Here is a 20,143-nt window from a genome sequence, read left to right on the forward strand (position 1 = left end):
GGCGGGGCACCGTCGTGAGGTCAGCCCGCGTCCCCGTCGCGCAGTACCGTCTCCGGCACCAGCACCGACACCAGCGCGCCGGTGACCGGGTCGGCGGTCAGGCCGCGGCCCGGCGTCGGGCGGCCGCGCAGCAGGTCGTACGGCACCCGGACGCCGAGGATGTCGCCCTCGCCCGGCGACTGCGGCGAGAGCAGCATGCCCTTGCGTACGCGCCGCACCAGGCCGAGCCAGCCGATGCCGACCGAGGTCAGCGTTTCGGCGGTGGCGGCGGCGACCAGGCCGATGCCGCGGTCGCGTCCGGTGGTGGCGACCTCGCGCAGCGCCGCGTCGGCGGCGGGCAGCTGGGCGAGCAGGTCGGCGTCGTCCACCAGGACCACGGCGGGCCCCGGTTCGGCGTTCAGCGCCGCGGTGACCTCGTCGGCCAGCGGGTCGGGGTCCGTGATGACCACCGCACGCGGGTGCCGGGCCAGGCCCCGCAGCGGCGATTCGCGCGGGGTGAGCGCGACCACCCGGGTGCCGCCGGCCAGCAGGGACACCGCGAGCGTGGTCAGCGCGGTGGACCGGCCGCTGCCGGGCGGGCCGCTGACGAGGAAGGACGGCGCGTCGGCCGCGAAGTCCACGCCGACGGCGCCCAGTTCGTCGCCGCCGATGCCGATCAGGCCCCACAGGGGGCGCCGGTCGGCGGCCGGGACCTTCTCGTACGCGTCGGTGAAGGAGACCTGGCGGGGCAGGCTCATGACGCGCGCGGGGCGGCGGGCCGCTGGCAGGTCGCGGTCGCGCCGGGCGGCCCGCTCCCCGATCCGCTTGAGCGCCTCGGCCTGGTCGCGGCCGGTGACCGGCCCCTCCGTCGGCTCGCCGAGCAGCGCCACCTGTATTTCGGTGCCGCTGCCGCCGCGCCAGCCGCGGCCCTGCGGGACGACGGCCGGCACCTGCTTGGGCGAGATGCCCGCCAGGCTGTACTCGTTGCGGTCGGACATCCGCAGCAGCAGCCGCTCGTCGTTGAGCGAGGCGACCTTGCCGGTCATCAGGGCCCGCTCGGACGTGGCGATGACGTGCAGGCCCATCGGCGCGCCCTCGCGGATCAGCGCGGTCAGCTCCTGGATCGGCCGGCCGTTGTCGTGGTCGCCGAGCAGGGCGGCCAGCGAGTCCCAGCCGTCGATCAGGACGACGACGTGGGCGGGGCGTTCGGCGGGCTTCAGCAGGGCGCGCAGTTCGGTGAGGTTGGCGGCGCCGTGCGAGGTGAGCAGTTCCTGGCGGGCGCTCATCTCGGCGGTGAGGCGGGTCAGCAGGCGGCCGAGCCGTTCCAGGTCGGCGCGCGGTACGACGGCGCCGCAGTGCGGCAGTTCGGACAGGGCCGCCAGGGCGCCGCCGGCCGCGTCGATGCCGTACAGGTGCACGTCGGCGCTGGAGTGCCGCTGGGCCAGGGCACCGCCGATGGTGCGCAGGACCTGGGAGCGGCCGGAGCGCGGGGTGCCCAGGACGTACAGGTGCCCGAAGCGGGTGAGGTCCAGCTCCAGGGGCTCCTGGCGCTGGGCGCCCGGCAGGTCGGCCACGCCCCACAGGACCGGCGCGAGGCGCCCGTCGGCCGGGTCGGGCAGCTCCGGCAGTTCGGCCAGGCTGACCGCATGCGGCAGCGCGGGCAGCCAGGGGCTGGGCTGCCGCTCGATCCCCAGCTGTTCGGCGGCCTCCTGGACCGCGTCGACCAGGACCGTCAGGTCGGTGGCCGCGTCGCGCTCGTCCATCGCCTCCTGGATGGCGTCGAAGAGGTCCGCGGTCTCCTCGGCGGGCTCGGCCGCCGTACGGCCCAGCAGCGACCAGGTCAGTTCGCTGGTCCACACGTCCGCCTCGGACTGCGGCCCGGCCGGGGCGTTCCCGTCGTCCGCGGGCGCGGCCTGCGCGCCGTCGCGTACGGCGCCGACGAAGGCGGTCTGGAACGGCAGTACCGAGCGGTGCCCGACCCGGGCCAGGGCGCGGCCCGGGGTGTCGCTGGAGATGCTGACCGCGTCGTTGACCTCCAGGACGTCCTGGCTGTCGAGGGCGTCGGTGACGCGCAGCGAGATCCGCAGGTTGGTGTTGGCGCGGATGTCGGCGGTGACCACGCCGGCCGGGCGCTGGGTGGCGAGCAGCAGGTGCAGGCCGAGCGAGCGGCCGCGCTGCGCGATGCCGACCAGTCCGGGCACGAACTCGGGCACGTCGCGGGCCAGGGTGGCGAACTCGTCGATGATGAGCAGCAGCCTGGGCAGCGGGGCCAGCGCGGGATCGCGGCGGCGCATCGCCCGGTACTCGGTGTGGTCCTTGGCGCCCGCGTCGGCCAGGATGCGTTCGCGGCGGGTCAGTTCGGCGGTCAGCGAGGTCAGGGCCCGCTCGACCAGGTGGCTGTCCAGGTCGGTGACCATGCCCAGCACGTGCGGCAGCCGCTCGCAGCCCGCGAAGGCGCTGCCGCCCTTGTAGTCGACGAGCACGAACGTCATCTCGTCCGGCCGGTTGACCGCCGCGAGGGAGGCCACCAGCGTCTGGAGGAGTTCGGACTTGCCGGCACCGGTGGTGCCCGCGATCAGGCCGTGCGGGCCGTCCTTGACCAGGTCGAAGGTGACGGGGCCGGTGTAGCCGGTGCCGAGCAGGACGCCGGTGGAGGCCGGGCGCTTGGTCCAGCGGGCGGCCAGTTCCGAAGCCTGCGGCGGCTCCAGGCCCAGCAGGTCCAGCAGCTTGACGCGGTCCGGCAGGCCGTCCGAGCCGTCCGGGGTGACGTCGCGTACGGGGGCCAGGGCGCGTCCGATCCGCTCGCACCAGCCGGTGTCCACCAGGTCGGGCCGGATGCCGGTGAGGTCGGCGCTGCCGGTACGGCGCAGGGTGACCTCGCGGGCGCCGACCGCGCAGACGGTGACGCACTCCTCGGGGAGCATCCGCTCCTCCTGGTCGAGGCAGATCAGGAAGACCCGTACGGCCGGGCCCTCCTTGAGGACCTGCACCACGCCGGGCACGTCGCGCAGCCGCCGGGCGCCGTCGAGGACCACGACGAGGTCCGGTTCGGCGAGCAGCGCGCCGCCCATCGCGGACTCCCGCGCACGGGCCCGGGAGCGGATCGCGGAGACCAGCTCGGAGACCCGGTTGGCCACCGTCTCCGGGTCGTTGCCGACGGTGACGGTGGGCCCGCCGGAGGGCGGCGCGGCGACGCCGCCCTCGCCGGGGCGGGCGTGCGGCAGCCACCGCACCCACTCCCAGGCCGGCGCGCCCGCCGTGTCGGTGAGCACGGTGATCCGTACGTCGCGCGGACTGTGCAGGATCGCGGCCTGCGCGACGGTCCAGCGGGCCAGCGCGCGGGCCGCGTCGGTCTCGCCGGAAATGCCGACGACGCCGTCCCCGGCCAGGTCCACGCCGATCGGCATGTCGGGGATCTGCCAGTTGACGGAGCGGTGGTTGTCCTCGCGGGAGGCGTCCTCGATCGTCAGCAGCGACGCCTGGCGGACCGTGCCGACGCGCAGCAGCAGGTGGTCCGGGTGGCCGCGGCGGCGCTCCCACAGGCGGGCGCCGGGGCCGACGGCCCACATGCCGGCGGCTGCCGGATCGGGTCCGGCCGCGACCCGCAGGCCGCGCTCGCGCTCGACCATGCCCTTGACATCCTGCTCCAGCGAGGCGCGCCGGGCGCGGTAGTTGGCGACCGAGGTCAGGAAGTCGCGCCAGCCGCTGCGCTTGGAGCTGAGCCAGTTGCCGATGGCCAGCACCGGGCTGAAGAACGCGAACATCAGGTAGAAGTACGAGTGCAGGAAGACGACCATGCCGACGCCCATGAACATCGGCGCGATGACCACCAGCAGCGGGATGGTGCGCCGGGGCGGCGGCACCGGCGGCGAGGGCAGTGTGAACCGCTCCGGCACCAGCGGCGGCACGATCCGCGGCGGCCGGTTGAAGTCCAGGTACGCGCCGTCCTCGGAGGTGGCGACGGCCGCGTCCGCCTCGGTGGGCTCGGCCACCCGCAGCAGGTACTCGCCCAGCCGCAGTTCACCGCCGAGCGGCCACTCCACCCAGCCCGCGGGGAGCGGCTGGTGGGTGTCGGCGTACGGGTCGGGCAGTTCGGGCGGCGGCGGGGGCGGCAGCGGGGCCGCGTCGGCGCGGGGCCGGGCGGGCGGCGGTTCGGGCACGGACAGGCCGACGTCGGTACGGTGGCCGGCCGTGGCACCGGCGCTCGCGGGCTTGCGAGCCGCCGGGCCGGGGTCCAGCAGCACCGTGCCGTCCGCGCGTACCGTGACGCGGACGCCCGTCGCGGGCACGTCACGGCCGGTCAGGCGTACGGAACTGCCCGCCGCCGGGCCGATGGTGTGCGTACCGACGTCCAGCGGCCAGACGCGTCCGGCGCCGCGCCCGCCGATCAGCTGGAGTTCCACGCGGGGCGCGCGGGGCAGCCGCTCGCCGTCGGCGGAGCGGGACGGCGGCGGCAGTTCGGCGCGCTCGGGGCCGTAGCCGCCGTCCGGGTCGGGCGGTACGGGGCCGCCGAGGCCGAGCGTCGCGCCGTCGCGTATCCCGCTGGCGGATATCGGCAGGTCGGCGGGCACTTCACGGTCGCCGAGGAAGAGCGCGGGCGGCGCGTCCTCGGTCGCGCCCCGGCCGGCGAGACGCGCGGCCAGGGCGCCGACGGTGGTCGAGCCCGGGGTGTGCAGGACCAGGTCGCGCCGCTCGGGGGCGGCGTGCGGGGAGCCGGCCCCGGCCGCGGCGGAGGCTTCCGGGGCGGCCGGGGCGAGGGTGACGAAGAGTCTCACGGGGTTCGGGGAGTCCGTTCCTGAGGATCGCCGGTGGCGGCGGGGTCGGAGTCGGCTTCGGAGGTACCGGCGGCGGATACGCCGACCGGCCCGGGCGGCGCGGCGGCGGACCCGGGCTCGGCCAGGTCCGGCTCCGCGAAGTCCGGCTCCGCGAAGTCGGCGCCCGGGGCGGCGCCGGAGGCGTGCGCCGGAGAGGCTTCGGCCGGGCGGGGAGCGGGCGCGGCCGGGGGCTGTGCCGGGGCCGGTGCGGATGCGCCCGTGCCCGGCTCGGGCTCGGGCTCGGGCTCGGCGAAGTCGGCGCTCAGAGCGGCGGATTCGCGCGGTGCGCTGTCCGTACGGGTCGGCTGCGGGGCCGCGGCGGGGCCGGGCCCGGGCCCGGACGGGCGGACGGCGGCTGCCGGTTCCCGTACGGGCTCGGCGACACCCGGGGCAGGCCGGGGCTCCGCGAAGTCCGGGGCAGGCCGGGGTTCGGCGAAGTCCGGGGAGCGCCGGGGTTCCGCGAAGTCCGGGGAGGACCCGGGCGCGGCGAAAGGTTCCGGCTGCCGCAGTCCGGCGGGTTCCGGCTGCCCCGGGCCCTGAACCGGCTCTGCGCCCCGTACCGATACGGACTCCGCCCGCCCCGGGCCCTGCACCGGCTCTGCACGCCGTACCGATACGGCCTCCGACTTGTGCAAGTCCGGCTGCGCGGGCGGCCCGGCCGGAGCCGTACCCGTAGCGGCAGCCATACCGGCCCCCGGCAGCACGCAATGCGGGGCAGCCTGCCGACGCCGTACCGCACGGGCCACCGCCGGGCCGAGCGCGGGCGATTCCACGTCCACCCGCGGGCCGGGGCCGAGCAGCCGCCCGTCCGGTTCGGCGTGCAGGACCCAGCAGGCGCCGGGCAGCCGGCCTCCGACGAGCGCGCGGGCGCGTCCCCGCGCGCACAGGTCGGCGAGGCGTGCCGCCTGTTCGGGCGTGGGGTCCCAGCAGACCACCACCGGCACGGCCGTCGGGTCCGGGGCCTGGGCGTCCGGCTCGGCGGCCGGCCCCTGGCCGGAAGCACCGGCGGCGAGTTCCGCGAGCACATCGTCCAGCGGGCGGCCCGGGAAGCGCGGATGGACGCCCCCGGTGATCAGGACCGGCGGCCCGTCCGGCATCCGGTCCACCTGCGCGGCCAGCGCCTGGAGCACGCTGCGGGACACCTGCGGGTCGCCCTCGACGCCGAGCGCCGCGGGACCGCGCAGCCAGTCGACGAGCACCACGCCCGGCACCTTGCGGTCCACGCCCAGGACGAGCGGCAGGCGTACGGCCCGGCCGTGGCCCGCCGGGCCCCGTACCGCGTCGGCCGGTGCGGACCAGGTCCACTCCCCCGGCTCGCCCGCCGCGTCCGTCCAGGGCAGGACCGGACCGGCGGCACCTGCCGGGTCGCGGCCCGCGATGACGACACGTACCCGGTCGCGGGTCTGCGCGAGCTGGACGGCCGGCGCGTAGCAGCCGTCGCCCGCGTCCGCGTCCGCGCGGTCCAGCGCTGCGCGCACGGTGTCGTACGCGGCCGGGTCGGCGAAGTACGCGGCGAGCGTCCGGGCGCAGCGCCGGTGCCGCGCGTAGGCGCGCAGCGGCGCGGTGAAGGCGCGCGCGGTCATCCGGACCTCCCAGGCGATCCGGCGGCAGGCGCGGCGGAAGCCGCCCTGTTTGCGCACGGCGCGGCCGATGAGCCAGAGGATCAGGACGAGCGCGACGAGGAAGCCGATGAGGATCAGCCAGGAGTTGCGGTCCGGCATGCCGAGGGCCAGCGGCAGCGGCGCGTGCGCCCCCGCCGGACCCGGCGGCGCCGCGTGGCCGACGCCGCTCATCCGCGCTCCCCGGCCTCGGGCGCGGCCGCCCGCCGCAGGTGGTGCATGGCGTGGTGCAGCCGGGACTTCACCGTGCCGGGCGGTATGCCCAGCGCGTGCGCCGTGTCGGGGCCGGAACAGCCGAGCAGGTATGTGTACACCAGAACCTCTCGATGGGGGCGGGACAGTTGGGCGAGCAACCCGACGACGTGCGTCCGCTCCACGACGTGCGCGATGTCGTCCGCGGGGCCGGCCGTCTCCGGCGGCAGCCCGGTCGGCACGGCCGGCCGGGAGCTGTCGCGCCGGCTCCAGTCGATCACGACGTTGCGGGCGACCCTGAACAGCCAGGGCAGTCCCGGTTCCCACCCGGCCTCGCGCCGGGTGTCCCGGACGCGCGAGGCGTCGCTTTCCAGCCAGGCACGCAGCAGCGTCTCCTGGACGACGTCCTCCGCGCGCTGCGGATCGGCGGGCAACAGGCCGGTGACGTACCGTAACAGCGGCTGGCGGTGGGTCAGGACGAGGCGCGTGATGCGGTCCTCGGCGAACGGCCGCATGGGCGGCGGGGGGACCGGCCCGGGGCGCTCCGGCGCGGCGGCAGGGCCTCGGGCCGAAGTCGCCGGTTCGGTCATCGTCGTGCTGCCTCAGGGGGTCTCGGGACGCCGGTCCGCAGGCCGGGGGCGGGTGGTTGCTACTACCACGGACCACACCCTAATCAGCCGCCGCCAAGCGCGGCAAAACACCCCGGCAGCACACCGGCACCCCGCTCCGCGTCCGGCCGCGCGGCCTGTGATGCAACTTTGAACATTCGGCACCAATTCCGGCAACCACGCCCCCGACCAGGCACCTTCCGCTAGATCCAGCCTTCCAACGACTTCATGAAGCCGTCGAAGTCGTCCCGGTGGATGACGTGCGCGGCGCCCTCGACCGTACGGACCTCGAAGCCGCGCGCCGCCACCCGCTCCTTGTCCGCCTCCGTGAAGAGGAAGCCCTCCCCCGCCACCTGCACCAGGGAGGGCACGACCGCCCGCTCCGGTATGCGTTCCTGCTGATGGCTGCCGGAGAGGGCGAGCGCGCCGGCCTCGTCCCAGGCGTCGATCGTCGCCAGTTCCAGCTGTACGTCGGCCTCCTCCCAGCGCGGGTTGAAGCTGCGCACCATCTGCGGGGTGGCGTGCTTGAACTCCGCGAAGAACGCGGTGTCCATCGGCAGCCGGGTGTTGCCGCGGGTCCAGGCCGGCTCCGAGTAGACGGCGCGCTGGGGGTTCAGCCGTTCCACGGCCAGCGAGAGCGCCATCGCGCCGAGGGAGTGCCCCAGCGCCAGTTCCACGTCCGCGGGCAGGGTCTCCACCAGGTCGTCGGCGAACAGCGCGGCACTGTAGGGGCCGCGCGGGCTCGCGCCGTGGCCGCGCAGGTCGACGGCGATGACCCGGTAACCGTGGTCGGCCAGCGCCGGGCCCACCCGGCGCCAGGTGCGGTGGTCCGACATGATGCCGTGGACCAGCACCGCGACCCGCTCACCGGTCCCCCACTCGTGGGTGTGCAGCTGCATGACGGAACCTTTCTGTCACATCCGGCGCCCGGTCGGGCGACGCACCGGTCCGATCTCCCCGTACACGACATTCTGCCCGTACGGGAAATGCACGTAGGGCCAGGAATCCGGCCCACCGACCGTGCCCCTACGGGCCGGTCGGACTGCCCGTCTCACAGCCAGTCGGTCTCCGGCGTGGCCTCCCGGAGAGCGCGCGCCGCGCCCGTGCGGATCGGTTCGCCGTGCGCCACGCACAGGGTGTCCACGCCGGGCAGCACGGCGAGCCGCCGGAACGAGGCGATGGCCGCCTCCCGGTCGACGTTGAACGGGCCGAGCACGAGGGGGCCGTCCAGCCCCAGGCCCATGGTGTCGCCGGTGAACAGCACACCGGCGGCGGGCAGATGGAGGACGATGCTGCCCGGCGTGTGGCCCGGGACGTGCAGGACGTGGGCCGGCTCCGGCCAGTCGTCGAGGATGTCGCCGTCGTGCAGTTCGGTGTCCACCCGCACGTGCCGGAGCGGCGGCGTGCCCGCCTCGGCCAGCCCCGCCAGGACCTGTTCGTGCAGGGCCTGCTCCTTGGGGGTGAGGTGCGGCGGCGGCTCGGGGGCGGTGCCGCTGATGTACGGGGCGTCCGCCGCGCCCACCAGGACCCGGGCTCCGGTGGCGTCCACGAGGTCGGCGGCCGAGCCCATGTGGTCGATGTGGAAGTGGGTGATCACGATCTGCCGCAGCGCGTCCGGCCGCCCGCCGATGGCGGCCAGCGCGTCCAGGATGGCGGGCGCCGAGCCCGGCACGCCGGTGTCGACGGCCGCGAAACCGCCGTCGGAGAGCCGTACGAGGTAGACGTGCCCCGCCGGGAACGGCACGTACCAGATGCCGGGGACCATCTGCTCGGGAGCGGTGGGGGCGGGTACGGCAGCGGTGGGGGCGGGTGTGGTGTCCGAAGAGGCATCCATGATCGGGACGCTAACGGGTGCCCCTCGCAGGGTCACCCGCTTTGCGCCCAGGGCGGATTGGGCCGACGGCGAACGTCCGCCGCTCGCCGCCCCCGTTACCCCTGCCGCCCCTGCTCCTGGAAGGCGGGCAGCGCGAACACCCGCTCCTTGGCGGGCTCGTCCATGAGCTCCACCAGCGGCAGCACCGCGTCCCACAGGTCGCGCTTCTCCACGTCCAGCACCATCGCGTCCAGCTCCGCGTCCGGCAGCCCCCCCGCCGCGTCCGCCACCGCCTTGCGCGACTCCGGCGGCAACACGCCCACCAGCGGCAGGAACTCCGCCCACAGCCCGGTCGCCACCACCGCCCGCACCACCCCGCCGAGCACCTCGGCGTCGCGCAGCGACGGCAGCGCGGCCACCGCGCACCGGTCCTCCTCGGACAGCAGCGCCACCAGCGGCAGCAGCGCCTCCCACAGCCCCTGTTCGTGTGCGGTGCGCACCAGCCCGTCCAGCCGTACGGGGTCCTGCCGGGCGGCCAGCGCCGCCATCCGGGCGCGCCGCTCGGGCCCGGCCAGCCCGGCCACCGCCAACGCCTCGGGCCACAGTCCGTCCCCGGCCGCGGCCACCACGGAAGCCAGCCGCTCCTCCCCCATCAAGTCCAGGATGGCGTCGAGGCGTTCGGGCATGTCGATGAAGAAGCCGACGCGCAGCACCACGCCGTCGTCGATGAGCTGGAGTATGCGCCGCAGGGCCCCCTCGCGCAGATGGCCGACGAAGCGGCCCATCGTCAGATGGTCGCCGCGCTCGGCGAGGGCGACGGCGATACGGACCACCAGGTCCTCGTCCAGCCGGTCGACTATCGCGGCGATACGGCGGGGGTCGAGGTGGCCGCAGGACTCGGCGGTGAAGGCGACCGGCAGCTTCTCGATGATGTCGGCGGCGCGCGCCGGTTCCAGCCGCCCGGCCACGGAGGCGGCGAGCCGCGGCCCGAGCGCCTTCTGCGAGATGGCGGCGGCGACCCCGGCCGGGACGAGTCTGGTGGCGGCGGCGATGCGGTCGAGCATGTCCGGCACGTCGTCGTAGAGCGCGTCGACGGTACGGGCACGGAGCTGCCGTACGTCCTCGGCGGGCAGCCCGTGCAGGAAGTCCAGCTGTTCCGGCAGGACGTCGAGCAATTGGGCGATCTTCTGCGCCTCGGCGCGGTTGCTGAGCGTGTCCATGGAGGTCACCGTCCGGTCGGCGAAGTCGGCGGAAGCATCTGCGGAATCAGCAGGATCAGCGGAACAGAATGCGGCGCACGGGGCCGCGGGCGAGGGCGGGCACCAGCTTCAGGGCCTCTTCGGCCGCGTCGTTGAGACCGGCGGCGTGGCTCTCGCGGCGGGCGCGCACCGCGCGCGCCAGGAGGGCGAGCTGTTCGGGTGCGGCGGCGGCGAGGCCGGGCGGCGGCGGTGCGCCGAGCGCTTCGGCCAGCTCGCGCAGGGCCGGGGAGTCCGGGCCCGCGCCGGCTTGTGAGCCTGTACCTGTACCCGTGCTCGTACCTGTACCTGGACGTGTACCCACCGGTCCTCCCGGGGTGCGGCTGCGTCGGCTGCCCAGCAGCGTCGTTCCGCGCTGACTTTTAGTCAATAGCGCGGACCGGACGAACCGGCGCTCCCGGGAATGTCACACCCTCCTGGGAGTTCACGTCACCGCCTAGGCTCGCCCGTATGAGCCCTTCCATCGCCACCAACACCCGCGTGGACCTCGACGGCCTGCTGGAGTTCGTCCGCCCCCGCCACCGCGCGATCCTGCTCACCCGCCGCTCCGACGGCACCCCGCAGGCGTCCCCGCTGACCTGCGGCGTCGACGACTCGGGGCGCCTGGTGATGTCCACGTATCCGGAGCGCGCCAAGGTGCGCAACGCCCGCCGCAGCCCGTCGGTGAGCGTGCTCGTGCTGTCGGACGACTGGAACGGCCCCTGGGTGCAGGTCGACGGCGAGGCGGAGGTCCTGGACGCACCGGACTCGGTCGAGCCGCTGGTCGAGTACTACCGCAACATCGCGGGCGAGCACCCGGACTGGCACGAGTACCGCGCCGCGATGATCACGCAGGGCAAGTCGCTGATCCGGGTGACGCCGTTGCGGTGGGGGCCGATCGCCAAGGGCGGCTTCCCGGCCCGCCTCGTGGAGGACTCGTAACTCATTCACGGAGGAGCGCGGAGGCGGGCGCCGGGACCACGCCCGCCGCACGCCCTCAACGGGTCCTGTACGCCCCGCCGTTGACGCCGATCACCTGTCCCGTGATGTGCCGCGCCCCCTCGGACGCCAGGAACGCGACCGTCGCCGCGATGTCCTCGGGCCGGCCCGCGCGGCCGGTCGCGGTCTGGGCGATCAACTGGGCGCGCCGCTCGTCGGCGAGGTGGTCCCGGAAGAACTCGGTGTCCTCGATGTAGCCGGGCGAGACGACGTTGGCGGTGACGCCGCGCGGGCCGAGCGTGTTCGCCAGGTCGAGGTCCCAGGTGGTCAGCCCGGCCTTGGCCGCGCCGTAGGCACCGAGCGAACCGGCGCCCCGGTCCGCGGCGATCGAGCCGATGTGCACCACGGCGCCGCCCGGGGCGAGCCGGGCCTCGACGGCCTTGGTGGTGAGGGCGGCGGTGAGCAGGTTGGCGTCGAGGTTGGCCCGGAAGGCGCGGGCGTACGAGGCCAGGTCGTCGCCCGGCGCGTCGTCCAGGTCGGTGTTGCCGCCGGCGTTGTTGACCAGGACGTCGATCGAGGCGGGCAGTTCGGCGAGCAGGCGGTCCAGCGCGGCGGGGTCGGTGTGGTCGCAGACGACCGCGCGGGCGCCGGTCTCCTCGGCGGCCTTCTCCAGGGGCGCGGGGCGGCGGCCGGTGATGACGACCGCGTCGCCCTGTGCGGCGAAGTGGCGGGCGACGGCCAGGCCGATGCCGGTGGCGCCGCCGGTGACCAGGATGGTGCGTGACATAAGGTAGCTCCCGACGTCAGTCATTCAGGTCTAAATTTAGGTCTGAACGTAACATCCCCAGGAGGGCCCATGGCAAGCGCGGACGCCCCGTACCCCGTCCAGGAGATCGCCGACGCCTGGGAACGCGAGCGCCCCGGAACCCCCGTCTCGGCCATCGGGATCGTCACGCCCGTCTGGCAGCTGGCCAAGCTGCTCGGCGACGACCGGCGCCGGGTGCTGGCCCGCGCCGGGGTGGACACCGCAACGCTCGACCTGCTCAGCGTGCTGCGCCGGGCCGGTGAGCCGTACACCCTCAGCACCCGCGACCTGGCGGCGCGCTCCATGGTGACGGCCGGCGCGGTCTCGCAGCGCGTCGCGCGCGCCGAGCGCGAGGGGCTGGTGGTGCGCCGCGCGGGCGAGGGCCGCCCCCGTACGGTGTGGGTGGAACTGACCCCGGCGGGACACGAACTCGTCGAGCGGACCGTGGACCAGGTGCTGTACCGGGAGGCGGAGCTGGTCGGCGGCCTGACCCCGGACCAGCAGGAACAGCTCAGGGAGCTGTTGAAGCTGCTGCTCCAGGACGTGCAGGCGCGGCTGGGCGACGACCGGATCACGCAGGTGGGCGAGTAGGCGCGGGCAGGGAAAAGAGTGCGGCGCCTGCCCTCCGGTCGGGGAGGGGGACAGGCGCCGCGGTGTTCCGCACGTCTTTGTGCGGGACATTCATGAGCCGGGGGTCGTCACACGGTCAGTGCGCGGTCCGTCGGCTTGATGGGGGCGGGCAGCGCGCTGGCACCCGCGAGGTAGCGGTCCACGCCGCGCGCCGCGGAGCGGCCCTCGGCGATGGCCCAGACGATCAGCGACTGGCCGCGGCCCGCGTCACCGGCGACGTACACGCCGGGGACGTTGGTGGCGAAGTCGGCGTCGCGGGCGATGTTGCCGCGCGCGTCCAGCTCCAGGCCGAACTGCTCGACGAGACCGTTCTCCTGGTCGGTGCCGGTGAAGCCCATGGCCAGGGTGACCAGCTGCGCGGGGATCTTCCGCTCGGTGCCCGGCTTCGGCTCCGGACGGCCGTCCTTGAACTCCACCTCGACCAGGTGCAGCCACTGGACGTTGCCGTCCTCGTCGCCCTCGAAGTGGGTGGTGGAGACGGAGTACAGCCGCTCGCCGCCCTCCTCGTGCGCCGAGGTGACCTTGTAGAGCATCGGGAAGGTCGGCCACGGCTGGTTCGGGTTCCGCTCGTCGCCGGGCTTGCCCATGATCTCCAGCTGGGTGACGGACTTCGCGCCCTGGCGGTGCGCGGTGCCGACGCAGTCGGCTCCGGTGTCGCCGCCGCCGATGACCACGACGTGCTTGCCCTCGGCGGTGATCGGGGAGACCGTCAGGTCGCCCTCCTGCACCTTGTTGGCGAGCGGCAGGTACTCCATCGCGAAGTGGACGCCGTTCAGCTCGCGGCCCGGGACCTTCAGGTCGCGGGAGGTGGTGGCACCGGCGGCGATCACGACGGCGTCGTAGCGCTTGCGCAGCTTGGCGGCGTCGATGTCCCGGCCGATCTCCACCTCCGTACGGAACTTGGTGCCTTCCGCCCGCATCTGCTCGATACGGCGGTTGATGTGGCGCTTTTCCATCTTGAACTCGGGGATGCCGTACCGGAGGAGGCCCCCGATACGGTCCGCGCGCTCGTAGACGGCGACGGTGTGGCCCGCCCGGGTCAGCTGCTGGGCGGCGGCCAGGCCGGCCGGGCCGGAGCCGATGACGGCGACCGTCTTGCCGGACAGGCGCTCCGGCGGCTGCGGGGTGACGTCCCCGTTGTCCCACGCCTTGTCGATGATGGTGACCTCGACGTTCTTGATGGTCACCGGCGGCTGGTTGATGCCCAGCACACACGCCGACTCGCAAGGGGCCGGGCACAGGCGACCGGTGAACTCCGGGAAGTTGTTGGTCGCGTGCAGCCGCTCGCTGGCGGCCGTCCAGTCCTCGCGGTACGCGTAGTCGTTCCACTCGGGGATGAGGTTGCCCAGCGGACAGCCGTTGTGGCAGAAGGGAATGCCGCAGTCCATGCAGCGCCCGGCCTGCTTGCTGATGATCGGCAGCAGCGAACCGGGGACGTAGACCTCGTTCCAGTCCCGGACGCGCTCCTCGACGGGGCGGGTCTTGGCGACCTCGCGGCCGGTGGTCAGGAAGCCCTTGGGGTCAGCCATTGATCGCCGCCTCCATCATCTTCTCGTGGGTCTCGGACTCGGAGAGCCCGGCTCGCTCGGCGGCGTCCTTGGCGGCGAGCACTGCCTGGTAGGTGGCCGGAATGACCTTGCTGAAGCGGGTCAGCGCGGCGTCCCAGTCGGCGAGCAGCTTCTCGGCGACGGTGGAGCCGGTCTCCTCCTGGTGGCGGCGCACCACATCGTGCAGCCACGCGCGGTCGGTGGCGTCCAGCTCGGTGGTCACGGCGGCGGTCAGCTCACGGTTGACGTTGGCCGGGTCCAGGTCGATGACGTACGCGATACCGCCGGACATACCGGCCGCGAAGTTGCGCCCGGTCTCGCCCAGGACGACGGCGTGGCCGCCCGTCATGTACTCGCAGCCGTGGTCGCCGACGCCCTCGGAGACCACCGTGGCACCGGAGTTGCGGACGCAGAACCGCTCGCCGACCTTGCCGCGCAGGAACAGTTCGCCGCCGGTGGCACCGTAGGCGAGGGTGTTGCCCGCGATGGTCGAGTACTCGGCGAGGTGGTCGGCACCGCGGTCCGGGCGGACCACGATCCGGCCGCCCGACAGGCCCTTGCCGACGTAGTCGTTGGCGTCGCCCTCCAGGCGCAGCGTGATGCCGCGCGGCAGGAACGCGCCGAAGGACTGGCCGGCCGAGCCGGTGAAGGTGATGTCGATGGTGTCGTCGGGCAGGCCCGCGCCGCCGAACTTCTTGGTCACCTCGTGGCCGAGCATGGTGCCCACGGTCCGGTTGATGTTACGGATCGCCACCTGCGCCCGTACGGGCTGCGCGGCCTCGGCGGTGTCCGCGGACAGCGCGTCGGCGGCCAGCTTGATCAGCTCGTTGTCGAGCGCCTTCGCCAGGCCGTGGTCCTGGGCGGCGATCTGGTGGCGTACGGCGCCCTCGGGCAGCTCGGGCACGTGCAGCAGCGGGGCCAGGTCCAGGCCCTGCGCCTTCCAGTGGTTGACCGCCCGGGCGGTGTCGAGCAGGTCGGCGTGGCCGATCGCCTCGTCCAGCGTCCGGAAGCCCAGCTCGGCCAGCAGCTCGCGGACCTCCTCGGCGATGAACTCGAAGAAGTTGACGATGTACTCGGCCTTGCCGCTGAAGCGCTCGCGCAGCGTCGGGTTCTGGGTGGCGATGCCGACCGGGCAGGTGTCCAGGTGGCACACCCGCATCATGACGCAGCCGGAGACCACCAGCGGCGCGGTCGCGAAGCCGTACTCCTCGGCGCCCAGCAGGGCGGCGATGACCACGTCGCGGCCGGTCTTGAGCTGGCCGTCGGTCTGCACCACGATCCGGTCGCGCAGCCCGTTGAGCAGCAGCGTCTGCTGCGTCTCGGCCAGGCCCAGCTCCCAGGGGCCGCCCGCGTGCTTCAGGGAGGTCAGCGGGGACGCACCCGTACCGCCGTCGTGGCCGGAGATCAGGACCACGTCCGCGTGCGCCTTGGAGACACCCGCGGCGACCGTGCCGACGCCGACCTCGGAGACCAGCTTCACGTGGATGCGGGCCTGCGGGTTGGCGTTCTTCAGGTCGTGGATGAGCTGGGCGAGGTCCTCGATGGAGTAGATGTCGTGGTGCGGCGGCGGGGAGATCAGGCCGACGCCCGGCGTCGAGTGCCGGGTCTTGGCCACCCACGGGTAGACCTTGTGGCCGGGCAGCTGGCCGCCCTCGCCGGGCTTGGCGCCCTGCGCCATCTTGATCTGGATGTCGTCGGAGTTGACCAGGTATTCGCTGGTCACGCCGAACCGGCCGGACGCCACCTGCTTGATCGAGGAGCGGCGCGCCGGGTCGTACAGGCGCTCCGGGTCCTCGCCGCCCTCACCGGTGTTGGACTTGCCGCCCAGCTGGTTCATGGCGATGGCGAGGGTCTCGTGCGCCTCCTTGGAGATGGAGCCGTACGACATGGCGCCCGTCGAGAAGCGCTTGACGATCTCGGAGGCGGGCTCGACCTCCTCCAGCGGCACCGAGGGGCGGTCGGACTTGAACGAGAACAGGCCGCGCAGCGTCATCAGGCGCTCGGACTGCTCGTTCACCCGCTGCGTGTACTGCTTGAAGATGTCGTAGCGGCGCGAGCGGGTGGAGTGCTGGAGGCGGAAGACCGTGTCCGGGTCGAACAGGTGCGGCTCGCCCTCGCGGCGCCACTGGTACTCGCCGCCGATGTCCAGCGCGCGGTGGGTGGCGGCAATGCCGGTGGCCGGGTACGCCTTGGCGTGCCGGGCCGCGACCTCCTTGGCGATCACGTCGATGCCGGCGCCGCCGATCTTCGTGGTGGTGCCGTGGAAGTAGGCGTCCACGAAGGACTGGTCCAGGCCGACGGCCTCGAAGACCTGGGCGCCCCGGTAGGAGGCGACGGTGGAGATGCCCATCTTGGACATCACCTTCAGGACGCCCTTGCCCAGCGCCTTGATCAGGTTCTTGATCGCGGCCTCGGGGTCGGTGTCCTTCGGCAGGAACGTACCGGCGCGGACCAGGTCCTCGACGGACTCCATCGCCAGGTACGGGTTGACGGCGGCCGCGCCGTACCCGATGAGCAGCGCGACGTGGTGCACCTCGCGCACATCACCGGCCTCGACCAGCAGACCGACCTGGGTGCGCTGCTTGGTGCCGATCAGGTGGTGGTGCACCGCGGCGGTCAGCAGCAGGGACGGGATGGGCGCGTGCTCGGCGTCCGAATGGCGGTCGGAGAGCACGATCAGACGGGCGCCGTCCTCGATGGCGGCGTCGGCCTCGGCGCAGATCCGGGCGATCCGGGCGGCCAGTGCCTCGCCACCGCCGGAGACCCGGTACAGACCGGAGAGGGTGACCGCCTTCATGCCCGGCATGTCGCCGTCGGCGTTGATGTGGATGAGCTTGGCCAGCTCATCGTTGTCGATCACCGGGAAGGGCAGCGTGACGCTGCGGCAGGAGGCCGCGGTCGGCTCCAGCAGATTGCCCTGCGGGCCCAGCGAGGAGATCAGCGAGGTGACCAGCTCCTCGCGGATGGCGTCCAGCGGCGGGTTGGTGACCTGCGCGAACAGCTGGGTGAAGTAGTCGAACAGCAGCCGCGGGCGCTCGGAGAGGGCGGCGATCGGCGAGTCCGTGCCCATCGAGCCGATCGGCTCGGCGCCGGTCTTGGCCATCGGCGCCAGGATGACGCGCAGCTCCTCCTCGGTGTAGCCGAAGGTCTGCTGGCGGCGGGTGACCGAGGCGTGGGTGTGCACGATGTGCTCGCGCTCGGGCAGGTCGGCCAGCTCGATCAGACCCGCGTCCAGCCACTCCTGGTACGGGTGCTCGGCGGCGAGCTGCGCCTTGATCTCGTCGTCCTCGATGATGCGGTGCTCGGCGGTGTCCACCAGGAACATCCGGCCGGGCTGCAGGCGGCCCTTGCGCACGACCTTGGCCGGGTCGATGTCCAGGACGCCGACCTCGGAGGAGAGCACCACCAGGCCGTCGTCGGTGACCCAGTAGCGCCCCGGGCGCAGGCCGTTGCGGTCCAGGACCGCGCCGACCTGGGTGCCGTCGGTGAAGGTGACGCAGGCCGGGCCGTCCCAGGGCTCCATCATCGTGGAGTGGTACGCGTAGAACGCCCGCCGCGCCGGGTCCATGGAGGTGCTGTTCTCCCACGCCTCCGGGACCATCATCAGCACCGAGTGCGGCAGCGACCGGCCGCCGAGGTGCAGCAGTTCCAGGACCTCGTCGAAGGAGGCCGAGTCGGAGGCGTCCGGCGTACAGACCGGGAACAGGCGCTCCAGGTTGTCGCTGTTGCCGGTGGCGTCGGCGAAGAGCTTGCTGGCGAGCTGCGACTCGCGGGCCCGCATCCAGTTGCGGTTGCCCTGGACGGTGTTGATCTCACCGTTGTGGGCGACGAAGCGGTACGGGTGGGCCAGCGGCCAGCTCGGGAAGGTGTTGGTGGAGAACCGCGAGTGGACCAGCGCGATGGCGGTCGCGAAGCGGCGGTCGGACAGGTCCGGGAAGAACGGCTCCAGCTGCCCCGTGGTCAGCATGCCCTTGTAGACGATCGTGCGCGCGGACAGCGAGGGGAAGTAGACCCCGGCCTCGCGCTCGGCGCGCTTGCGCAGCACGAACGCCTTGCGGTCCAGCGCCAGGCCGGTGTCCTTGCCGTGCTTGTCGGCGACGAACAGCTGGGAGAAGGCGGGCATCGTGGCGCGGGCGCCGTTGCCGAGCAGCTGCGGGGCGACCGGGACGACCCGCCAGCCGAGGACGTCCAGGCCCTCTTCGGACGCGAGCGTCTCGATCCGCGAGACGGCGGCCGCGGCGTCCTCGGCCACGGAGGGCAGGAAGGCGATGCCGACGGCGTACGCACCGGCCTCGGGGAGCGAGAAAGAAACGCTCTCCCGCAGGAAGGCGTCCGGGATCTGCAGGAGGATGCCGGCGCCGTCACCGGAGTCGGGCTCGGAGCCGGTCGCGCCGCGGTGTTCCAGGTTGCGCAGGACCGTGAGGGCCTGCTCGACCAGCGCGTGGTCGGCCTCACCGGTCAGGGTCGCCACGAAGCCGACGCCGCAGGCGTCGTGTTCGTTGCGGGGGTCGTACATTCCCTGCGGGGCGGGGCGCCCGTCCAAGGGCGACCAGGCGGCGCCGGCGCTGCCGGTGGTCGCGGAGTGCGTGGACGCGGAACGCATCGGCTCTCCCAACGTCGTCGTGGCATGTGGTGTAGCCGAGGGACGACGTTGGCCCTCCGCGAAATTTCGTGCAGGTTACAGGATGGCTCGCTTCTCGAAAAGCGGATAGAGCCTTCCAGCATGCGGACACCACTGGTGGCGGTGGACCGGGGACGCGGGCGGACGGATCGACCTCCGCCGGCGTCGTGAGCGCCGTTTCAGAGCAGGCGACATTGCCCGCAACGCTTGGGCCTTATGCCCGGCCCCCGGCGGCGTGAAACCGCCAAGTAACACTTTAATTATGCGGGCGCCCGCATAGCGCTGCACGGGGCGTCACCCTACGGCCGTACCGAACAGTGCGCCCAGGACGTACGTCACACCCGCCGCGGCGCCACCGAGGGCCAGCTGCCGCAGCCCGCTGAACCACCAGGACCGTGCCGTCACCCGGGCCACGACCGCCCCGCACCCGAAGAGTCCCACCAGCGCCAGCAGCACCGCGGGCCACAGCTGGGAGGCGCCCAGCAGGTACGGCAGCACCGGCAGCAGCGCGCCCAGCGCGAACGACCCGAAGGACGAGACGGCGGCGACCATCGGCGACGGCAGGTCGGACGGGTCGATGCCCAGCTCCTCGCGGGCGTGGATCTCCAGCGCCTGCTCCGGGTCCTTCGACAACTGCTTGGCCACCTCGCGGGCCAGCTCCGGCTCGACACCGCGCGACTCGTACAGCGCGGCCAGCTCCTCCAGCTCGTCCTTGGGGTGCTTGCGCAGCTCGCGCCGCTCCACGTCCAGCTCGGCGAGGACCAGCTCGCGCTGCGAGGCCACCGAGGTGTACTCGCCGGCCGCCATCGAGAAGGCACCGGCGGCCAGCCCCGCGAGGCCGGTGATGACGATGGTCTGCTGCGAGACCGCGCCGCCGGCGACGCCGGTCATCAGAGCGAGGTTCGACACCAGCCCGTCCATCGCGCCGAAGACGGCGGGGCGCAGCCAGCCGCCGTTCACATCGCGGTGGGTGTGGTTGTCGCGGTGGGCTATGTGCGTGGGCGCCGAGGCGTCCATGACTTCCATGACGGACATGTAGGGACCCGTTCCCTTCTCGCGAGGTGTGGGCCGACTCCGGCGCTTCCCCCTCCAACACCTCGACGCTATGCGTCACTTGCCCGTTCGCGCTAGCAAGGAAGGCCGAACTTACCTCTCTGACCTGCGGCTTTGCGGAGGCGGTGGCTGCGGGTGAGGGGTGGATCACAGAGGGCGGATGCGGCGGAATGCGGAAAGCCGCATTCAAGACTGCGGAAAACCTCAGTGCGGGCGGGGGTGCGGAGGCGAGATTCTGTAAACGTTTCCAGCAGGCGGTACGGGATGTGGGAGGGGGCGGTGGGGATG

Annotated in this window: 13 protein-coding genes; 2 read left to right on the plus strand and 11 right to left on the minus strand. The window is 73.5% G+C overall.

The window, feature by feature from the left end:
• Nucleotides 1–20: 20 nt before the first annotated feature.
• The 7 genes from ADK86_RS37355 to ADK86_RS37385 all read right to left on the minus strand — a co-directional run bounded on the left by ADK86_RS37355 (nucleotide 21) and on the right by ADK86_RS37385 (nucleotide 10,585).
• The gene (locus tag ADK86_RS37355) at nucleotides 21–4,754 is read right to left on the minus strand and encodes an FtsK/SpoIIIE domain-containing protein (RefSeq protein WP_078952527.1); all 4,734 of its coding nucleotides are present in this window, start codon (nucleotides 4,752–4,754) and stop codon (nucleotides 21–23) included.
• A complete protein-coding gene (locus tag ADK86_RS37360) occupies nucleotides 4,751–6,586 on the minus strand; it encodes a hypothetical protein (RefSeq protein WP_053700625.1) in 1,836 nt (611 codons plus the stop codon). The genes ADK86_RS37355 and ADK86_RS37360 overlap by 4 nt, the downstream gene beginning before the upstream one ends.
• Nucleotides 6,583–7,119 carry a sigma-70 family RNA polymerase sigma factor gene (locus ADK86_RS37365; RefSeq protein WP_053700626.1) on the minus strand — a complete coding sequence of 179 codons (537 nt, stop codon included), beginning with the start codon at nucleotides 7,117–7,119 and terminating at the stop codon, nucleotides 6,583–6,585. The genes ADK86_RS37360 and ADK86_RS37365 overlap by 4 nt, the downstream gene beginning before the upstream one ends.
• Before the next feature lie 296 nt (nucleotides 7,120–7,415).
• Nucleotides 7,416–8,111: an alpha/beta fold hydrolase gene (locus tag ADK86_RS37370; protein ID WP_053700627.1), complete on the minus strand. Its 696-nt coding sequence runs from the start codon at nucleotides 8,109–8,111 to the stop codon at nucleotides 7,416–7,418.
• 152 nt (nucleotides 8,112–8,263) lie between these two features.
• Nucleotides 8,264–9,046: an MBL fold metallo-hydrolase gene (locus ADK86_RS37375; protein ID WP_053700628.1), complete on the minus strand. Its 783-nt coding sequence runs from the start codon at nucleotides 9,044–9,046 to the stop codon at nucleotides 8,264–8,266.
• Nucleotides 9,047–9,141: 95 nt separating this feature from the next.
• A complete protein-coding gene (locus tag ADK86_RS37380) occupies nucleotides 9,142–10,245 on the minus strand; it encodes a hypothetical protein (protein WP_053700629.1) in 1,104 nt (367 codons plus the stop codon).
• A gap of 55 nt (nucleotides 10,246–10,300) precedes the next feature.
• On the minus strand, nucleotides 10,301–10,585 hold the full coding sequence (locus tag ADK86_RS37385) for a hypothetical protein (protein ID WP_078952528.1): 285 nt from the start codon (nucleotides 10,583–10,585) through the stop codon (nucleotides 10,301–10,303).
• A gap of 146 nt (nucleotides 10,586–10,731) precedes the next feature.
• On the opposite strand from ADK86_RS37385, the gene ADK86_RS37390 reads away from it, so the two are divergent.
• Nucleotides 10,732–11,202, plus strand: coding sequence for a PPOX class F420-dependent oxidoreductase (locus ADK86_RS37390; protein ID WP_053700630.1), 471 nt, complete (start codon nucleotides 10,732–10,734; stop codon nucleotides 11,200–11,202).
• Nucleotides 11,203–11,257: 55 nt separating this feature from the next.
• Here ADK86_RS37390 and ADK86_RS37395 read toward each other — a convergent pair whose 3' ends face one another.
• Nucleotides 11,258–11,986, minus strand: coding sequence for an SDR family NAD(P)-dependent oxidoreductase (locus tag ADK86_RS37395; protein ID WP_053700631.1), 729 nt, complete (start codon nucleotides 11,984–11,986; stop codon nucleotides 11,258–11,260).
• A 69-nt stretch (nucleotides 11,987–12,055) separates the two neighbouring features.
• On the opposite strand from ADK86_RS37395, the gene ADK86_RS37400 reads away from it, so the two are divergent.
• The gene (locus ADK86_RS37400; protein ID WP_053700632.1) at nucleotides 12,056–12,595 is read left to right on the plus strand and encodes a MarR family winged helix-turn-helix transcriptional regulator; all 540 of its coding nucleotides are present in this window, start codon (nucleotides 12,056–12,058) and stop codon (nucleotides 12,593–12,595) included.
• Between the two features lie 107 nt (nucleotides 12,596–12,702).
• On the opposite strand, the gene ADK86_RS37405 is transcribed toward ADK86_RS37400, so the two are convergent.
• The 3 genes from ADK86_RS37405 to ADK86_RS37415 form a co-directional block, all read right to left on the minus strand.
• Complete coding sequence (locus tag ADK86_RS37405; protein ID WP_053700633.1) at nucleotides 12,703–14,163, minus strand: glutamate synthase subunit beta; 1,461 nt, start codon at nucleotides 14,161–14,163, stop codon at nucleotides 12,703–12,705.
• Nucleotides 14,156–18,784: a glutamate synthase large subunit gene (gene gltB / locus ADK86_RS37410; RefSeq protein ID WP_053700634.1), complete on the minus strand. Its 4,629-nt coding sequence runs from the start codon at nucleotides 18,782–18,784 to the stop codon at nucleotides 14,156–14,158. The genes ADK86_RS37405 and gltB overlap by 8 nt, the downstream gene beginning before the upstream one ends.
• A gap of 312 nt (nucleotides 18,785–19,096) precedes the next feature.
• Nucleotides 19,097–19,828 (minus strand): VIT1/CCC1 transporter family protein, encoded by a 732-nt coding sequence (locus ADK86_RS37415; RefSeq protein ID WP_053700638.1) that lies wholly within the window; start codon nucleotides 19,826–19,828, stop codon nucleotides 19,097–19,099.
• Nucleotides 19,829–20,143: the final 315 nt, after the last annotated feature.

The sequence above is a fragment of the Streptomyces sp. NRRL F-5755 genome, from assembly GCF_001279365.1.
GTDB classification, from domain to species: Bacteria; Actinomycetota; Actinomycetes; order Streptomycetales; family Streptomycetaceae; genus Streptomyces; species Streptomyces rimosus.